The sequence below is a fragment of the Sorangium sp. So ce1335 genome, assembly GCF_051521615.1.
Lineage (GTDB): Bacteria > Myxococcota_A > Polyangia > Polyangiales > Polyangiaceae > Sorangium.
Map to the genome: position 1 here is coordinate 5935703 of NZ_CP150363.1, position 17523 is coordinate 5953225.

At 72.9% G+C, this 17523-nt stretch carries 13 protein-coding genes; 8 read left to right on the plus strand and 5 right to left on the minus strand.

Features of this window, described 5'->3' with window-relative positions:
- Nucleotides 1-92 precede the first annotated feature (92 nt).
- From WMF24_RS21920 to WMF24_RS21940, 5 genes are all read left to right on the plus strand, one after another.
- On the plus strand, nt 93-917 hold the full coding sequence (locus WMF24_RS21920; protein ID WP_437738379.1) for an N-acetyltransferase family protein: 825 nt from the start codon (nt 93-95) through the stop codon (nt 915-917).
- Between the two features lie 50 nt (nt 918-967).
- Nucleotides 968-2374: an FAD-binding oxidoreductase gene (locus WMF24_RS21925; RefSeq protein ID WP_437738380.1), complete on the plus strand. Its 1407-nt coding sequence runs from the start codon at nt 968-970 to the stop codon at nt 2372-2374.
- A 389-nt stretch (nt 2375-2763) separates the two neighbouring features.
- A complete protein-coding gene (locus WMF24_RS21930) occupies nt 2764-4686 on the plus strand; it encodes a hypothetical protein (protein WP_437738381.1) in 1923 nt (640 codons plus the stop codon).
- 182 nt (nt 4687-4868) lie between these two features.
- Nucleotides 4869-5744 carry an alpha/beta fold hydrolase gene (locus WMF24_RS21935; RefSeq protein WP_437738382.1) on the plus strand — a complete coding sequence of 292 codons (876 nt, stop codon included), beginning with the start codon at nt 4869-4871 and terminating at the stop codon, nt 5742-5744.
- Nucleotides 5745-5853: 109 nt separating this feature from the next.
- Entirely contained in the window at nt 5854-7077 is a 1224-nt protein-coding gene (locus tag WMF24_RS21940) for an MFS transporter (RefSeq protein ID WP_437738383.1), read from the plus strand.
- 51 nt (nt 7078-7128) lie between these two features.
- On the opposite strand, the gene WMF24_RS21945 is transcribed toward WMF24_RS21940, so the two are convergent.
- From WMF24_RS21945 to serA, 3 genes are all read right to left on the minus strand, one after another.
- The gene (locus tag WMF24_RS21945; protein WP_437738384.1) at nt 7129-7848 is read right to left on the minus strand and encodes a ferritin-like domain-containing protein; all 720 of its coding nucleotides are present in this window, start codon (nt 7846-7848) and stop codon (nt 7129-7131) included.
- On the minus strand, nt 7841-8323 hold the full coding sequence (locus tag WMF24_RS21950) for a hypothetical protein (protein WP_437738385.1): 483 nt from the start codon (nt 8321-8323) through the stop codon (nt 7841-7843). Before WMF24_RS21950 ends, WMF24_RS21945 begins: the two co-directional genes overlap by 8 nt.
- Nucleotides 8324-8796: 473 nt before the next feature.
- On the minus strand, nt 8797-10053 hold the full coding sequence (serA, locus tag WMF24_RS21955) for a phosphoglycerate dehydrogenase (RefSeq protein WP_437738386.1): 1257 nt from the start codon (nt 10051-10053) through the stop codon (nt 8797-8799).
- 202 nt (nt 10054-10255) lie between these two features.
- Between serA and WMF24_RS21960 the strand changes: the two genes are divergently transcribed.
- Entirely contained in the window at nt 10256-11434 is a 1179-nt protein-coding gene (locus WMF24_RS21960; protein WP_437738387.1) for a S1C family serine protease, read from the plus strand.
- A gap of 54 nt (nt 11435-11488) precedes the next feature.
- Here WMF24_RS21960 and WMF24_RS21965 read toward each other — a convergent pair whose 3' ends face one another.
- Entirely contained in the window at nt 11489-12850 is a 1362-nt protein-coding gene (locus WMF24_RS21965) for a DUF1552 domain-containing protein (RefSeq protein WP_437738388.1), read from the minus strand.
- A gap of 14 nt (nt 12851-12864) precedes the next feature.
- Complete coding sequence (locus tag WMF24_RS21970) at nt 12865-14568, minus strand: DUF1592 domain-containing protein (protein ID WP_437738389.1); 1704 nt, start codon at nt 14566-14568, stop codon at nt 12865-12867.
- 277 nt (nt 14569-14845) lie between these two features.
- Here WMF24_RS21970 and WMF24_RS21975 point away from each other — a divergent pair, with 277 nt between their 5' ends.
- The gene (locus WMF24_RS21975) at nt 14846-15637 is read left to right on the plus strand and encodes an alpha/beta hydrolase (RefSeq protein WP_437738390.1); all 792 of its coding nucleotides are present in this window, start codon (nt 14846-14848) and stop codon (nt 15635-15637) included.
- A gap of 58 nt (nt 15638-15695) precedes the next feature.
- Entirely contained in the window at nt 15696-17483 is a 1788-nt protein-coding gene (locus tag WMF24_RS21980) for a hypothetical protein (RefSeq protein WP_437738391.1), read from the plus strand.
- Nucleotides 17484-17523 lie beyond the last annotated feature (40 nt).

Genomic DNA, 17523 nt, shown 5'->3' on the forward strand with positions numbered 1-17523 from the left:
GTCGCGCGCGGCGCCGCAACGCGCGCGGCGCGTTTCGTGCGAGCTCCGAGCGAAGGTGGCGCGCGCGCCGCGCCCGAGGGTAGGCTCGCCCCATGTCTCGCCTCGTTGCGCGCCCTGCGACCACAGCCGATTACGACCATTTCGCCCGGCTCTTCGTGGAGCTCGACACCGGCAACCCCATCTTGCCGCGCGACCGCTGGGAGAGCGTGCTGGCCAGGGACACCCTCTTCTTCGAGCAGGACGGCGAGGTCGTCGCCTACGCGTACGTCCAGCCGCTGCGCGGGGTCGGCTACGTGCGCCACGTCGTCGTCGCGCCGTCCCACCGCGGCAAGGGCGTCGGCGGCGGCGTCATGCGCGCCGTCGCCGCGCACCTCCGCGGCCGTGGCTGCGCGCGGTGGTGCCTCAACGTGAAGCCCGACAACACCGCCGCCGTGCGGCTCTACCGGAGCATCGGTATGGAGCACGCGTACGTCATGACCACCTTCCAGCTCGCCTGGGACGCCGCGGCGCGCCTCCCGCGCCCCTTCCGCCGGGTCGTCGCCCGGCCGGCGCAGCCGTCCGACGACGCCGCGGTGGAGGCGGCGTTCGCCATGCCGTCAGGCCAGGTCGCCGAGGCCCGCGCCCGGGGCGGCCTCGTGCTCCTCTGCCTCGTCGACCCCGCCGCGCCGGACGCCGCCCCGCTCGGGTTCACGAGCTTCGACCCGTTCCTCCCCGGCGCGTTTCCCTTTCGCGTCGCCGCCCCCGAGTTCGCCGCTCCCCTGCTCGAGGCCATCCGCCCCCACGCCCCGCGCGCCCCCGAGGCGCTCCTCGTCACGGTCGAGGACGACGACACGCTCGTCGCCCTCCTCGGCGACGTCGGCGCGACAGTGCAGCTCGTCGGCGCCCACTTTCGCGGCGAGATCCCGGCCGCCGGCTGACCCGCGCAGGCCGCTTGCCCTCGGGGCGACGCCGCAGTACCGAGCCGGCCATGAGCCCACACCCCGGCCTCCCCGGCGACTTCCTCGCGGCCCTCGCGCGCGAGTTCCCCGCGGACTTCCTCTCCACGGACGCGGCCGACCTCGCGACGTTCGGCCGCGACTGGACCAAGGTCCACGAGCCGAAGCCCTCGGCGATCGCGCTCCCGCGCTCGACCGACGAGGTCTCCCGGCTCCTCCGCCTCTGCTCCGAGCACCGCGTCCCCGTCGTCCCCTCGGGCGGGCGCACGGGGCTCGCGGCCGGCGCCGTGGCGGCCAAGGGCGAGCTCGTCGTGTCGCTCGAGCGCATGCGCCGCATGGGCCCCGTCGACGTGCTCGGCGCGACCGTGCGCGTCGAGGCCGGCGCCGTGACCGAGGCGGTCCACCAGCACGTCGCCCCGTACGGCCTCACCTGGCCTGTCGACTTCGCCTCCAAGGGGTCGAGCCAGGTGGGCGGCAACATCGCGACGAACGCCGGCGGCGTGAAGGTCATCCGCTACGGCCTCACCCGGCAATGGGTGCTCGGACTCTCGGTCGTGACCGCCAGCGGCGCGGTGCTCGACATGAACGGCGCGCTCGAGAAGAACAACACGGGCATCGACCTGCGCCAGCTCTTCATCGGCAGCGAGGGCACGCTCGGCATCATCACCGAGGCGACGCTCAAGCTCACCCGCGTGCCCGAGGGGCTCAACGTGTTCCTGTTCGCGGTGCCGGACCTCGCCGGCGTGCTCGCGCTCTTCCGCGAGGCCCGGATGGGGCCGTTCGTCGTGATGGCCTACGAGTTCTTCACGGAGAAGTGCCAGGCGCGCCTGCGCCGCCACAGGAACGTGCGCGTGCCGCTCTCCGCGCCGTCGGACTACTACGTGCTCATCGAGGTCGAGCGCGGCGAGCCCGAGGCGCTCGAGGCGTGGATCGCCTCGCTGTTCGAGCGCGGCCTCGTCACCGACGGCACGCTCGCGCAGCACTCCACGCAGGCCGCCGAGCTCTGGGCGCTCCGCGAGGGGATCAGCGAGAGCCTGTCGGCGACGGGCCTGCCGCACAAGAACGACGTGTCGCTCCCCATCCAGGAGCTCGAGGGCTTCTGCTCCGAGCTGGAGAGCCTCTTCGAGGCCCGCTATCCAGGCTGGGAGATCGCGCTCTTCGGCCACATCGGCGACGGCAACCTCCACATCAACGTGATGAAGCCCGACAGCCTCACCCGCGAGGAGTTCCTCCGGCGCACCCACGAGGCGGATCACGCGATCTTCTCGCTCGTGAAGAAGTACCGCGGCAGCATCTCCGCCGAGCACGGCATCGGCCTGCTCAAGAAGGACTACCTGCCCTACTCGCGCTCGGCCGAGGAGCTCGCGATCATGCGGTCGATCAAGCGGGTGCTCGACCCGCTGAACCTCATGAATCCAGGCAAGATCATCGACGTCTGATCGCGCTTCCTGCCCTCGCAAAGGCACCTCGCTGGACGCCCCGAAGGGCGATGGCCGCACGCTCTCCGACCCGGACACAAGCCGTCTTCCCCGACGGAGTCCGCCGCTTCCGCCGCTTCCGCCGCTTCCTCTGATTCCGCTGCTTCCGATCGCCTCGGCTCGCTCCTGACGGCCTCCGACGCCGTCGAAGCCATCGATTCTCGGCGACCCGCGCCGCCGCGCGGGTGCTGCGTCGCCCCGGGGTGCGCGCGCGGTCATACTCCCTGGCGAGACGTATGGGAGTGCTCGACTGGTTCAGGCGCTGGCGTGGTCCTCGGGCGCGGACGGAAGCGTCGCTCCCGCGCAGGGAGGCGTCCGATCCGCCGGTGCCTGTCCCGCGGACAGCGCCCGTGCCCGCTCCGCCCGCCGCGACGGCGGATCCGGAGTGTCCCGGGGCGACTGGCACCTTCGCGCCGTCGACGACGCGCTCGTGGGTGGTCCAGGGATACCGGGTGGACGCCGATCTCTCGCGCCAGGCGCTCTGCCTCTCCGTTCCTGCGGAGCACGGCGCCGAGGACGGCGAGCCCGAGCTCTTCCCGACGCTCAGGGCGGCCCGGCTCTCGTCGCGCATGGTCTCGGCGGCGACGCTCGCGCAGAAGGCCAGGCAGTTCGACGACGGGCTGATCGCGGCGGTCGAGCTCGCCGCGCAGCGGGGCGCCGGGCTCCTCCGCGGCAAGGCGTACCTGATCGAGACGTGGCTCGCGTCGCTGGTTCACGGCTCGCCCGCGTCGCTGGCCCACGGCTCGCCTGCGGCGCCGGCCGCGCTGCTGCTCGCCGCGGCGCGGCTCGGCGGGCTCGTCCGGGAGGTGCCTCGCCCCCTCGCGCCGGACGTCGCGCGCCTCCTCGACGAGTTCCTCGCCGACGAGCGCCGCTCGAAGCCGCTCGGGGTGTACACGTGGAGCGAGCCGCTCCGGCGCGTCTTCCAGCAGGACCGGCTGCTCCAGGCGCCGCTGCGCGATCCCGGCGCGATCGAGGCGCTCGCCCGCGTCCTCCGCGAGGAGGCGGCCGCGCGGACCACGTACGAGGGCGTGCTCGCGCTCGCCTCGCGGCTCACGGGCCCGCCCGACACGCCCGACCTCACGCCCGTCCTCCGCTCGCTGGATCGCGGCCAGGTCGAGGTGGGGCCCGCGCACGCGATCTTCCCGCCGTCCCGCGCCGTCGAGGCCGACCTCGCGATGAAGCTCCTCGACGGTCAGCCGGTCCCGGAGGGGTTCGACCTCATGAGCGAGCTCGCCGCGCGCGTCCGCGACGGCCGCGTCGACCTCCGGCCCACGGAGGCCTCGGGCTGGTACGACTACCAGACCTGGTCGCTCGAGCCGCTCGTCGCGCCGGAGCGCGCGCCCGAGGCGCCGCGCGTCTCGCTCGATCGCAGGTACCGCGAGCTCTTGCTGGAGCTGTCCAAGGGCATCCTCACGCTCACGCGCGAGGCGCACGTCAAGCAGCTCGCGGTCCCCGCGCCGAGCTGCGCCCCGCCGCTCACGCGCGGGCGGCCGAGCGTCGTCGTCGACGTCCTGCCCGAGCTCGCCGCCGAGCCCACGGCGTCGTATTTCCTTCGCCGCGCGCTCGGGTACCGCTTCGTCCGCCGGGCGCTCGAGGGCGCGTTCGGCGCCGACGCGCTCGCCCGCATCGAGCGCCTCACCCCCGACGGGCCTGTCGGGCTCCCGCTCTCCGAGGAGCTCGCCCGGATGGAGGGCCTGTTCTTCGGCGCGGCCGCCGCCGTCGCGGCCGACCTCGGGATGCCGCTCGACGAGGCCATGGATCCGGCGTTCCGCGCCGCCTGCGCGGCCGTGGGCGTCCTGCCGGACCGGGACGGCGCGCTCGGGTCGGGGCGCGGGCGCGAGCACGACGCGCAGGCGTTCCGGCGCTGGAGCGCGCTGGAGGACCGCGACGTCGGGCGGGACGTCCGCGCGATGGTCCCCGTCTTCTACGACCGCGAGCGCCGGAAGACGAAGGCCTGGGTGTTCCTCGGTTGGAGCGCGCAGCGCGTGCTCGTGTCCTTCCAGCAGCCGCCCGCGGTGCGGGTCCTCGCGCCCGACGGCCGCGAGGCCTCGCCGTCCGAGGTGGAGGTGCGGTTCGGCGTCCTCGCGCACGACCTGGCCTACCCGGTGATGGCGGAGATCTTCGTGGATCGCCTGCTCGACCGGGACGAGCTCCGGGCGCTCTGCGACAGGCACCGCACGCGGAGCGCGATCGTGGCGGCGCTCGAGGGCAGCGGCCGCACGAGCGCGCAGCGCCCCGGAGACAGGCTCGAAGCGCCGCGCCGGCGGGCCTGATCCGTCCAGAGGGTCTGTCGGCGCGCCGCCGCGCGTGCGCTCTCCTTCTTCCGCGGCGGCGCCCCTGCCATCGCCGCGTTCGTCGATTCCCTTCGTGATAGAACGGCGGCGCCGCTCGACGACTCCACACCTCAGCGCGACCTGCCCGGGGCACCGGCGGCCGACCAGCGGAAGGAGAGACGATGACCCTCGACGAATCCAGGCTATCGCACCGGTACACCGAACGAAGCGGCGTCCGCCTTCACTACGTCGAGGCGGGCGAGGGGCCGCTCGTCGTGCTCCTGCACGGCTTTCCCGAGCTCTGGTACTCCTGGCGGCACCAGATCCCCGCGCTCGTCGAGGCGGGCTATCGCGTGATCGCGCCGGACATGCGCGGCTACAATCTCTCGGACAAGCCCCGGGGCGTCGCCGCGTACGCGAGCGCCGAGCTGACCGCGGACGTGGCGGCGCTCATCCAGGCTTCGGGCGCGGAGCGCGCCGCGGCGGTCGTCGGCCACGACTGGGGCGCCGGCGTCGCCTGGCCGTTCGCGATGCGGTATCCCGAGCTCCTCGAGCGGCTCGTCATCCTCAACGGCCCGCACCCCGCGAAGATGCTCGCCGCGCTCCGGACGGCGCGGCAGCTCCGCAAGAGCTGGTACATGTTCTTCTTCCAGATCCCGAAGCTGCCCGAGCTGCTCGTGCGGTGGAACGACTACGCCACGTTCCGCGCGTCGGTGAAGGACGACACGCGTCGTCCGGGCGCGGTCACCGACGAGGATCTCGCCCGTTACCTCGAGGCGTGGTCGCAGCCCGGCGCGCTCACGGCCACGATCAACTACTACCGCGCCGCCTTCCGCCCGAGCAGCCTGCGAAAGTCGGGCAAGCCGCCCCGCGTCGACACGCCCGTGCTGGTCATCTGGGGTGAGCACGACCGCTACCTCGACGCCGATCTCGTCGCCGCGCCGGATCCGGAGCTGGCCCCCAACGTGCGAGTCGTCCGCATCCCCGACGCGAGCCATTTCGTGCACTACGACCGGCCGGAGAAGGTCAATCAGCTCCTCCTCGACTTCCTGCGGTGAGCCCGCGCGCGGGGGGGCGCGAGAGAGCCCCCACGGCGGGAAAGCGCATTTCCGGCGCCACGGACCCGTTTGACACGGCGGAGCGGCCGATCGAACCTGCCGGGCGAACATGCTCCGCCGCATCCCTGATCGGAATATCTGGCTCATCTACGGCGCGATCTTCCTGCTGGGGCTCGCCTACGGCATCGCGATCTCGCTCACGGCGGTCTTCCTCGACGCGCGCGGCTTCGACAAGCGCGACATCGGGCTGCTCGCCTCGTGCTTCGCGCTCGGCATCGTCCTCCTGTCGCTCCCGATGGGCGCGCTCATCCGCCGCTTCTCCGCGAAGGCGACGCTCGTCCTCTCGCTGGCCGGGTACGCGGCGGCGGTCGGCGTCTTCCCTTTCCTGCCGGGCTTCGCCTCCATCGCCGCGGTGCGCTTCCTCGACGGCGCGTGCTCGGTCGGCATCTGGGTGAGCTGCGAGACCATCCTGCTCGCCCGGTCGGACAAGGACAACAAGGCGTTCGTGACGAGCCTTTACGCCGTCGCGATGGCGCTCGGCTACGTCCTCGGCCCGCTCTGCGCGAAGGCCATCGTGGCGATGTCGTCGATGGCGTCGGCGTTCGTCATCTCGTGCGTCATCTCGGCGGCTTCCGCGCTGCTCGTGCTCGCCCGCCTCGACCGCGACCCGCCCGAGGCCGCGGCGCACGGCGAGCCCGGCGCGCTCCCCGGCGCGGAGCCCGCGGCGTCGTCCGCGTCGATCCTGTGGCGCATCAAGACCGCGTGCTTCGCGACCTTCGCCTACGGTTATTTCCAGGCGTCTGTGGTCCTGTTCCTCCCGCTCTACCTGATGGCGTCCAAGGGGGTCACGCTCGAGCAGACGATCCTCATCCCTGCCTATTTCGCGGTGGGGATGCTCTCCTTCACCAACGTCTTCGGCCGGATCGGCGACCGCCGCGGTCACCTGTCGCTCATGCGCGTGCTCGGCGTGGTCGGCACGCTGATGATCCTCGGCTTCGTGTACCTCGACCAGTATGCGGCGATGTGCGTCGCGGTGTTCATCGCCGGTGCAACGCTCGCGTCGATCTCGCCGCTCAGCCTGGCGCTCCAGGGCGTTGTCACCGCCCCGCGCGACTACGCCCGCGCGAACTCGCTGTACAACGTCTTCTACGCCGCGGGCATGCTCCTCGGCCCCCCCGCGTCGAGCGCGATTTACCAGGCGGAGGGCGGGATCGCGATGCTCTACCACCTGGCGGCGCTGTGGGCTGCGTTCGTCGTGTTCACGATCGTCTTCGCTGGCGACGACCCGGCCTCGCGCCGGGGCGAGCGGGGCCGGCTCGAGATAGCGGCCTGATCGACGCGCCCCGGCGGGCGGAGGGCACGACTCCGGGCCGCCGGTGCCTTGTCAGCCGAGCCGCGCCGCGAGCCACTGCTCGCCGCGTCCCGTGTCGATCCCGAGGTGTCGCAGCCCCGGGAGGACCACGCGCCGCATCGTCTCGTCGAAGATCCGCCTGCGTTCGGCGCGGTCCAGGGCGCCGAGGCCGGACAGCGCCTCCTGCGCCGGGTGCTCTGTCCATGACGAGAACACCTCTTCGTGGACGGTGCCGGCGAGCATGGCGGGGAGGTGTTCGCCGATGACGTCGGCGCAGCCGCGCTGCCGTTCGGCCGCGAGGTGTGCCCAGCCGAGCCGCGCGTGGTCCACCTCGTCGCGGAGGATGTGCTGCATGGTCTCGCGCACGCGCGGGTCGGTGGCGCGCTCGACCATCTCGCCGAGGAGCGCCGCGCTGAGCGTCTCGGTGACGCACGCCATCGCGACGACCTCGTAGAGCACCCGCTCGCGCCGATCGAGCCCGCGCGGCGCCACCTCGGCCGCCCCGGCGACCGCGCGCGGGGTGAAGGCCGCGCCCCCCAGCTCGCGCGCGAGCGCCGCGCACAGCTCCGCGTGGCGCCGCTCGTCCGCCGCCGCCGCGCGCGCCATGGCGACGACGGGCGCCACGGCGCCGGCCGTCTCGAGCTGCTCGGCGAGCCGCGAGAACCGCGCCGCCGCCTCGAGCTCCGCGTGCGCCCGGCTCCTCCAGACCCCCGCCGCGGCCCCGCGCGCGCCAGCCGCGCTGCCGTCAGCCACCGCAGCACCCCTCGCCGCCATTGCCCGCTTCACAGAACCCTGCGCAGCACGGCTCGGTGTTGAGACATCCGGTCGCCCAGCAGCAGGCGCAGCCGCACGCGTCATGCGCCGCGGCCGGCTCCGAGCAGTCCAGGTTGCTGGCGCCGCCCGCGCCATCGCCCCCTCCGCTGCCGACGGAGGCGCTCGCGCCGCCGCTCCCCGCCGTCGCGCCCCCGCCCTCCCCGCCGCTGCCGGCGGAGGCGCTCGCGCCGCCGCTGCCCGCCGTCGCGCTCCCGCCGCCCTCGCCGCCGCTGCCGCTGCTGGCGCCCTCGCCGCCCCCGCCCTGCCCGCCGCTGCCCGTGGCGGTCCCGCTCGTTGCGCCCGTGCTCCCCGCTGCGCCGGCTCCGCCGTTCCCGCCGTCGTCCTCGCTGCAAGCGGCGAGCCCCACGGCTGCGCCGCTCAAGATCAGCACGTTGAAGAGCCTCTCGATCTTCATCGCAAGTCCTCCAGGTCAAGCCAGCGAGCCTCCGGTCCTGCCGCCCTTGCGCGGCCAGTCTCCCGGTCATCTCGTCTCGGTCAGCCTCCGAGGTTGCGCCACCCCGACTCGCCTGTGAATCGGCATGTTCGATACATCGTTGTTCGCCCCCGCCATACAATGATGGCGTTCCTCGCCGCTCGCGATACGCCGCCGCCGGCGCGCCAACCGTCGTTCCGACGGCGCTCACCGCTCGTCAGCCACTCACGATGTACTTCGGCGACTCGGTCTACCCCCCATCATCGACCGTAGGCCGGCGGGGGAGGGTGTTCTTCGGGGGGCGCGGGGGACGGGCCGATGTCTGAGCCCAACAGACGTTCGTTCGCCGGCGTGCTCTGCACGCCGGCGAACGAACGTCTCAGGCGAGTTCGGCGGGGCCCCCGCGCCCCCCGAAGAACACCCTCCCCCGCCGGCCGGGCCCCCTCGCGGGCGCCTCAATAGAGCACGCGCGTCCGGATGCTCGTCTCGAGCGCCCCGATCCGCCGGCTCACCTCCGCCGACACGTCCTGCGACAGATCCATGATGAGGTAGCCGATGTTGGCGTCCGTCGAGAGGACCTGGCTGTCGATGTTGGCGTTCACGTCCGACACGATGCGGTTCACGTCGCGGAGCACGCCCGGCACGTTGCGGTGCACGTTGAGGATGCGGTGCGTGCCCTTGAGCGGCGGCAGCTCCACGTTCGGGAAGTTCACCGCCCCTGTCGTCGCCCCCGTGGTCACGAGCTGCGTCAGCGCCCGCGACACCTCACGCCCGATGGCCTCCTGCGCCTCCTCGGTCGACCCGCCGATGTGCGGCGACAGGATCACGTTCGGCAGATTCTGCAGATCCGTGCGGAACCCGTCCGAGTTCGACTCCGGCTCCTCCGGGTACACGTCGATCGCCGCGCCCGCGAGGTGCCCGCTCTTCAGCGCCTCGGCCAGCGCCGGGATCACCACCACCGTCCCGCGGCTCGCGTTCAGGAGGTACGACCCCTTGCGCATGTGCGCGAGCTCGGCCGCGCCGATCATGTTGCGCGTCTCCGGCGTGGCCGGCACGTGGAGCGACACGAAATCCGACTCCGCGAGCAGCGCCTCGAGCGTCGGCACCGGGCGGTTGTTGCCCATCGGGAGCTTCTGCGCGATGTCGTAGTAGATCACGCGCATGCCCATCGCCTCGGCGAGCACGCCGAGCTGCTGGCCGATGTGGCCGTAGCCGATCAGGCCGATCGTCTTGCCGCGGACCTCGTAGCAGGCCTTCGAGACCTTCTTCCACGTGCCGGCGTGCACCTCGCGCGACCGGTCGCCGAGCTGCCGGGCCAGCATGACGCACTCGGCGATGATCATCTCGGCGACGCTGCGCGTGTTGCTGAACGGCGCGTTGAACACCGGGACCCCGCGCCGGTTCGCCGCGTCGAGGTCGACCTGGTTCGTGCCGATGCAGAAGCACCCGATGGCGATCAGCTTGTCGGCCTTCTCGAGCACGCGCGCCGTGAGGTGCGTCTTGCTCCGGATGCCGATCACGTTGACCCCCGCGAGCGCGGCGACGAGCTCGTCCTCCTTCAGCGCCGAGCTCCGCGTCTCGATCTCGAACGACCGCGATCGAAAGAGCTCGTGCGCGCTCTGGTGGATGTTCTCGAGGAGGAGCACCTTCACGGGCTCCTTCACGGCTGGGGGGGTGGTCTGGAACTTCGTTGAAGAGGTCATGGGCTTCATCCGTCAGGGCCACCTCTACCGCAACTTCGCCCGTTTGCATCTCGGATCCGATCCGCCGCCGCCGCGACGGGCCGTTCCGCGCGTGCTCCGCGCCGTTCCGCGCGTGCTCCGCGCATCCGTTGCGCGCGGCAGACTGCCGCGCCGCCTGGCGCCGCGCGCCGCAAAGGAGACGGCTCGCCGATCGCAGGCTAGATTGGGCCGCATGCGCCACCGCGAACACGCTCGACCCTCAGCCCTGATCGCCGTCGCCGCGCTCGTCGCTGCCCTCGCCGCTGCCCCGGGGTGCAAGGAGAGGCCCAGCCCCGGCGGCCCTCAGTCGCCGAGCGCGACGAAGGTCCCGGACGCGCCCCCGACGCCCTCGACGATCGACGCGATGCCGCCGCCGGTCCCGCCGCCCTCGAAGGGCTCGCTCATCGAGGACGAGCGCAACACGATCGCCGTGTTCCGCGAGGTCGCGCCCTCGACGGTGTTCGTGACGCAGAAGCGCCTCGTCGTGGACCGCTTCTGGGGGACCGCGGTCGAGGTGCCCGCCGGCAGCGGATCGGGCTTCGTCTGGGACGCGGACGGGCACGTCGTCACGAACTTCCACGTCGTGGACAACGCGCAGTCGCTCATCGTCCGGCTCCAGGGGGAGAAGTCGTTCCCGGCGCGGGTCGTGGGCATCGAGCCGCGCAAGGACATCGCGGTGCTCAAGATCGACGCGCCGAAGGAGATGCTCAAGCCGATCCAGGTCGCGCCGCTGCGCGAGCCGCTGGAGGTCGGGCAGAAGGCGATCGCGATCGGCAACCCGTACGGCCTCGACCACACGCTGACCACGGGCATCATCAGCGCGCTCGGGCGCCAGGTCGAGGGCGCGGGCGGCGTGACCATCCGCGACATGGTCCAGACCGACGCCGCCATCAACCCCGGCAACTCCGGCGGCCCGCTGCTCGACTCGAGCGGGCACCTCATCGGCATGAACACGATGATCTTCTCGAAGAGCGGCGCGTCGGCCGGCATCGGCTTCGCCGTGCCCTCGACGACGATCGCGCGGATCGTCCCGCAGATCATCAAGACCGGGAAGGCCGAGCAGGTCGGCCTCGGCATCCAGCTCGACCCGGCGCACCGCCTGGAGCGCCGCAACGGCATCCGCGGCGTCATCGTGATGGGCGTCATCCCGGGCGGCCCCGCCGACAAGGCCGGCCTGCGCGGCCTCTCCGAGGGCGACCGCGGGCTCGTGCTGGGCGACGTGATCGTCGGCATCGACGGCACGCCGGTCCCCGACTACGACGCGCTCTACAACGCGCTCGACGGCAAGAAGCCGGGCGAGAAGGTGAAGGTCGAGCTGCTCCGCAACGGCCAGAAGACCACGATCGAGGTCGCCGTCGAGCTCCTCTCCTGAGCGGCGGCGCCTGCCCGCGCCGCCGGCCCCGGACGCGCGGGGCGGCCGGCGCGGTCAGGCGTTGATGATGGCGTCGACGAGGCCGCCCTCGAGGCTCGCGTCGCCGAAATTATCGAGCGGGCCGCCCTGGCCGTTCGTGCACCCGACCGCCGCGCCGATCGTGTTGAGGAGCTTGTTGTTCGTGATGTTCACGTCGACGAACTGGCCGGTCTTCAGGTAGCCGGCGGCGCCGCCGGCGAGGATGTACGGGACCCGCCGGTACGAGTGGTACTTGTCGCCGAGGTCGTTGAGCCACACGGCCACGCCGTGGTCGAGGAGCGTCCCCGAGCCGAGCTCGTAGGCCGCGAGCCGGTCGAGCAGGTGCTTGAACATCCGCCCGTGGATCCGGTCGATCTGGTGGTGGAGCTCCTGCGCGCCCTCGATCGGCGGGCCCTCGGAGCCGTCGCTGTCGATGCGGTGCGAGATCTTGTGGAAGCTCTTCTGCCGCACGCCGCCGATCGTGTACTCGGTCCCGTCGTTGCCGTCGCCCACCTGGAGCGTCGCGGCGCGCGTCACGCCGCACGCCATCGCGAGCGCGATGATGTCCAGCTGCATGCGGGCGACGGTCTCCACGTTCTCGTACTTGCCCACGTCCGGGGAGATGGCCTCCATCTCGGCGACCCGCTCCGCCGGGAGCTTGCACGCCATCGCGACCTCGAGGTCCCGGATGCTGTCGAAGTGGAGCGTGAGCCGCTCGCGGTCGCTCTTGCTGAGGTCGCTCCGGCTCATCAGCGCCTTCATGTCCCCGCGGACGAGGTCGTTCACGCTGGCGCGGCGCGCCGCCAGCGCCCGCGTCGCCTCGGCGTCCGCGTCGGCGAGCCCGAAGAGCTTCCGGTACGCGTTGAACGGGTTGCGCTCCGCGGCGCGGAGCTGCATCGGCCCGCGGTACGAGAGCACCTCGTTGATGTAGCCGGCCATCCTGCCCGCGTAGAGCGTCAGCGGCTCGACGCCCTGCGGGTTGAGCTCGGCCGCGATGCGGTTGTCGATCGACTCGCCCATCGCGAGCGACTCGTTGCCCGACGGCTCCTCCGACACGCGCGCCGCCGTGAGGCACTGGTTGCCGCCGCCGGAGTGGCCGCACCCGTTGCCCTGGAACGCGAACTTGACGCCGCGCACGAGGATCAGCTTGCTCGCGTGGTCCTTGAGCTCGCTCACCGCCCTGTCGCTGTCCCGCTCCATCGTCTCGGCGGACACAGGGCCTGCCTCGCGGGGCCAGAACATCTCGGGCTCCTCGTCGACCGCCTGCGCCACGCCGTTCGCCTGGCGCATGAAGATCGCGAAGGGCGGCACGTCGCCCGTGCCGGCCGCCGCGCGCCGGGGCGCGAAGGTCTCCAGGAACGGGAGCGCCACCGTGACGCCAAACAGGCCTCGAAGCACACGTCGTCGGGTGATCATTGCGCCTCCGCAGGAACGCGAGCGAGAAACGGCGTGGAGGAGACGATCCGGAGGATCAGCTCCCTCGTCGAGGCGCCGCCGAGGGACGCCTCGCCGAGCTCCTTGATGAACGACTGGTCCTTCGCGCGCGCGTCGCGGCCGTGGGCGAACTCGACCCAGTGCTTCGCGTAGCACGCGTGCGCCTCGCTGCTCTCGGCGAGGAGCCGGCTGAACTCGACGGCGTCCGCGTACGTCCGCGGCTGGCCGCCGAGCGGGTAGGCGTCCGCGGCGTCGACCGGCACCCCGTTGTCGGTCGTCCGGTACTTGCCGATCGCGTCGTAGTGCTCGAAGGCGAACCCGGCGGGGTTGATGAGCGTGGCGTGGCACGCCTCGCCGCACGTGCCCTTGCCCGTGTGCGCCGCGACGCGCTCGCGGTTCGTCGCGTGCTCGCCCGGCGGCAGCCCCGTCGCGTTGTCGGGCGGCGGCGGAAGCGACGCGCAGAGGATCCTGAGGTTCACGAAGACGCCGCGGTGGATCGAGTCCGGCTGCCGCGCCGTCGCCTTGGCCGCGAGGAAGCCGAGCCGCGTGAGCAGCCCCGAGCGCTCGGCCGCGTCGAGCTCCACCTGCCTGAAATCGTTCGCGAATTCGCCCTCGACGCCGTAGACCGCCGCGAGGCGGCCGTCCACGAAGGCGGTGCGCGAGGTGAGGAGATCGGTGAGCCCGCCTTCCCTGTCGAACACGACGTGATCCACGAAGAGCTCCGCCTCGCGCTGCATGGCCTCGCCCATCTCGGGGACGAACTCGGGGAAGAGCGCCTGGTCCTTGTTGAGGTCGTGGTACGTCTCGTAATCGTAGAGCTGGCGGTGGAACGCGCCGACGACGTCGCGGGCGCGCGGGTCCTCCAGCATGCGCTCCGCCGTCGCGCGCACGCCCTCCGGGCTCGAGAGCTCGCCCGCCTTCGCCGCGACAAGGAGGTCGTCGGAGGGCATCGTGTTCCAGAAGAGGTACGAGAGCTTCGTCGCGATCTCGTATCCGCTCAGCGGGATGAGCCCGTCCCTGGCCGGCCCCGCGCCGATCTCGACGCGGTAGACGAAATGGGGTGATTGAAGAAGCGCCTCGAGCGCCGCGCGCACGCCGGCGGCGAACGGCGCCTCGCCCTCGTAGAGCTCCGCGCCGCGGCGGAACAGGGCGAGGTAGCTGGCCCGCTCCTCGGCCGTGAGCGGGCGCCGGAACGCCCGCTCGCCGAACCGCTCGACGAACGCCTCCGCCCGCGCCTCCGGCTCGGCCGGCAGATCCGCGGGCAGGAGCCGGCCGAGCTTGCCCTCGTCGGCGACCACCATGGCCGCGAGCTCCTCGGCGGCGCGCTGGTAATCGCCCCAGAGGCCCGGCGTCACCTGGAGCGCAGCCTCGTTGTTGTCGAACACGCCGCCGAGCGGATCGGTGGTGAACGAGTCCGAGAGACCGGGCCTCCCGTCGAGGCGCAGCAGGTCGCGCACGGTGTTCTCCCACTGCGCGTGGCTGAGCCTCGGGAACATGCTGCGCTCGGCGACCTGCGCCTCGGTCGAGCCGCCCGGGACGACGCCGCCCGTGCCGTCCTCGCCCGGAGGATCGCCCGCGATGCCCGTGCACCCCGCGAGCAGCAGCGCCGCGGCGCTCACCCCCGCGCCGAGCGCCCGCCGCCACCGCGGGAAGCTGGCCAATCGATAAGCCAGTGAGACCATCGAACTCTCCTGATAAGCAGCCTGATCATGTTATGTAGGAAGCACTCTTTACTAACAAAGCAAAAGGCACTTCTTTTCGGCCCAGGCATGACGATCGCTCCCAAACAGACAAATCCAACGCGACCAGATCCACGCTCTCGTGTGCTGGATCCCCGGTGAACGCGGGAGTTGTCGGGAGTTCTCGATGGCTCGCGGCGCCTGCCCAGGTGGGCGCGGCGTCGCCGCCGGGGTATGTTCCCTGTTGCTGTCGAGCGGCGGTTTCAGCAGGCTCTCCTCCATGCGCTCCCCTCGCCTCCGTCGCTGCTCCGCCTCGTCTGCGATCGCGCTCGCGTCGATCGTCGCGCTCGCCGCGTGCGAGCGGCGGCCGGCGCCGCCCGGGGGCGGCGTCGCGGCGAGCGCGGCGCCTCCCGCCGCGCCGGCCGCCGTCGAGTACCTCGAAGAGATCACGGGCGGCGCGGACCGGAGCGAGGCGCTGCCGCTCGTCGTCGCGATTCACGGGCTCGGCGACAGGCCCGAGACGTTCGCGGCGCTGCTGTCGGGCGCCGACTTCAAGGCGCGGCTCATCGTGCCGCGCGGGCTCGCGCCGTACAACCACGGTTACTCGTGGTTTCCGCTCCAGCAGGCGATCGGGAGCGACAGCGTGGGACAGGGCATCTTGCGGGCGGCCGGCGCGCTCGCGGCGACGCTCGAGCGGATCGCCGCCGAGCGGCCGACGCGCGGCAAGGCCGTCGTGACCGGCTTCTCCCAGGGCGGCGCGCTCAGCTTCGCGCTCGCCCTGCACCACCCGCGCGTCGTCGGCGCGGCCTTCCCCGTGAGCGGCTGGGTCCCCCCCGCGGTGCTGCCCGCCGGGACCGCGGTGGATCCGGCGACCCCCGCCCTCGTGGCGCTGCACGGCGATGCAGACAGCCGCGTGCCGCTCGGCCCGACCCGCGACGCGATCGCGGCGCTCGGCGGGCTCGGCGTCAAGGCGACCCTGCAGAGCTACCCGGACGTCGGTCACACGGTGAGCGCCGAGATGCGGCGCGACCTCGTGCGGCTCATCCGCCGCGCCGTCGACGACATGCGCTGAGGGCGATTTCCCTCTACACGCGGCGCGGCGGGCGCCCTACGGATGCCGGCGAGGCGGAATGAAACCGAGCTTGCCGGATCGCGCCGAGCGGTGGCTCTGCCATCCTCATTTCTTCAAAGCCGTCCTGTTCATCGCGCTCGCCGTGGCGGCGCCCACCGTCGCCGTCGGCTTCTACAGCGATGATTACATCTTTCTCTGTTATCTCGCGGAGCTGATCCCCGACGCGCCGCCCTGGTACGATCTCTACAACTTCTTCAGCGGCGACCCGCGCGCGACGCAGGCGCGCATCGCCACGTCCGGGGTGCCGTGGTGGACCGATCCCGAGGTGAAGCTCCACCTGGTCCGCCCCCTGACCAGCGCGCTCATCGCGCTCGAGCGCGCCGCCTTCGGCCACGCGCCGCTCGGGTATCACCTCGTGTCCATCGCGCTGTACGTCGCGCTCGTCGCGGCCGCCGGCAGGCTCTTCTTCCGGGTGCTCCCGCGCGCGACAGCGGCGCTCGCGCTGCTGATCTTCGCCGTGAGCCAGAGCCACGCGAACGCGGCCGGGTGGATCTCGTGCCAGCACCTGCTGCTCGCGGCGCTCCCGGTGGTGCTCGGGCTGCTCGCCCACCTCCGCCACCGCGAGGAGGGCTGGCGGCCCGGGCGGTACCTGGGCCCGCTCGGGCTCGGGATCGGGCTCCTCGGCGGCGAGGCGGCGCTCGGCGCGGCGGCGTACTGGGTCGCCTACCAGCTCGCCGGTCCCGCGCCCGAGGGCCGCGCGGCAGGGTGGCGCGCCCGCGCGGCGAGCGCGCTCCCGGCGGCCGGCCTGCTCGCGTACTTCGCGGCCTACAAGGCCTTCGGCGGCGGCGCCGCGAACACCGGCGGCTACGTCGATCCGCTCGCGACCCCGCTGCGGTTCGCGGCCGCGGCCGCGGAGCGCCTGCCCATCCTGATCGGCAATGCGGTCGCGGGCGTGCCCGCCGACCTCGCCAACGCGCTCCCCGCGGCGCCCTTCGTCGCGCTCGGGCTCGCGTCGGCGGCCGGCGCCGCCCTCCTCTACCGCGCGTGCCTCCCCGCGATCCCCGAGCGCGAGCGGGCCGCCCTGCGCTGGCTCGTGCCCGGGGCGCTGCTCGCGCTCTTCACGACCCTCGGGGGCTTCCCCGGGGCGCGCCTGCTGCTCTTGCCGAACCTCGGGATCGCGCCGCTCCTCGCCGTGCTCGTCCTCCGCGGGCTCCACCGCGGCGGCTCGCCCGGGCTCGCGTCCGCCGGCCGCCGCGCCGGCGCGGGGCTGCTCGCGCTCGTCCACGTCGCGATCGCGCCGCTCCTGTTCGTCGCCGGCACCCGCGCGAGCGCCGACATCGCGCGGAAGGTCGAGGGCGTCGCCCGCACGGCGGAGATCGGGGCGCCGCCCCGGAAGCGGGTCTTCCTCGCCGCCGCGTCGGATCCGATGGCGGCCATCTATGCCTCGCCCATCGTCCTCCTCGAGTCGCCCGGCGCCATCTCCTGCTGGTCGACGCTCTCGATGGCCAAGGCCCCGCACCGCCTCACGCGCACCGGCCCGTCGTCGTTCACCCTCGCGCCGATCGGCCGGACGATGCTGACGGGCGCGTTCGAGACCCTGTACCGCGCGCCTTCCGCGCCGCTCCAGGCGGGGCATCAGGTCGCCCAGTGCGGCGCCACGATCCGGGTCGCCGAGGTCGAGGACGGCAGGCCCTCGCGGATCGAGATCGATCTCGGCGCGCCGCTCGAGGATCCGGCCCTCGTGCTCCTCGCGTGGCGCGACGGGAAGCTCCGGCGCGTGGCGCCGCCGGCTGTCGGCGAGGCGGTGGAGCTGCCGTGGTCGCCGGGGCCGATCGGGTTCTTCTGAGGAGGGACGGCGCCGGGCGGGGCGCGACGGCGCCGTGATA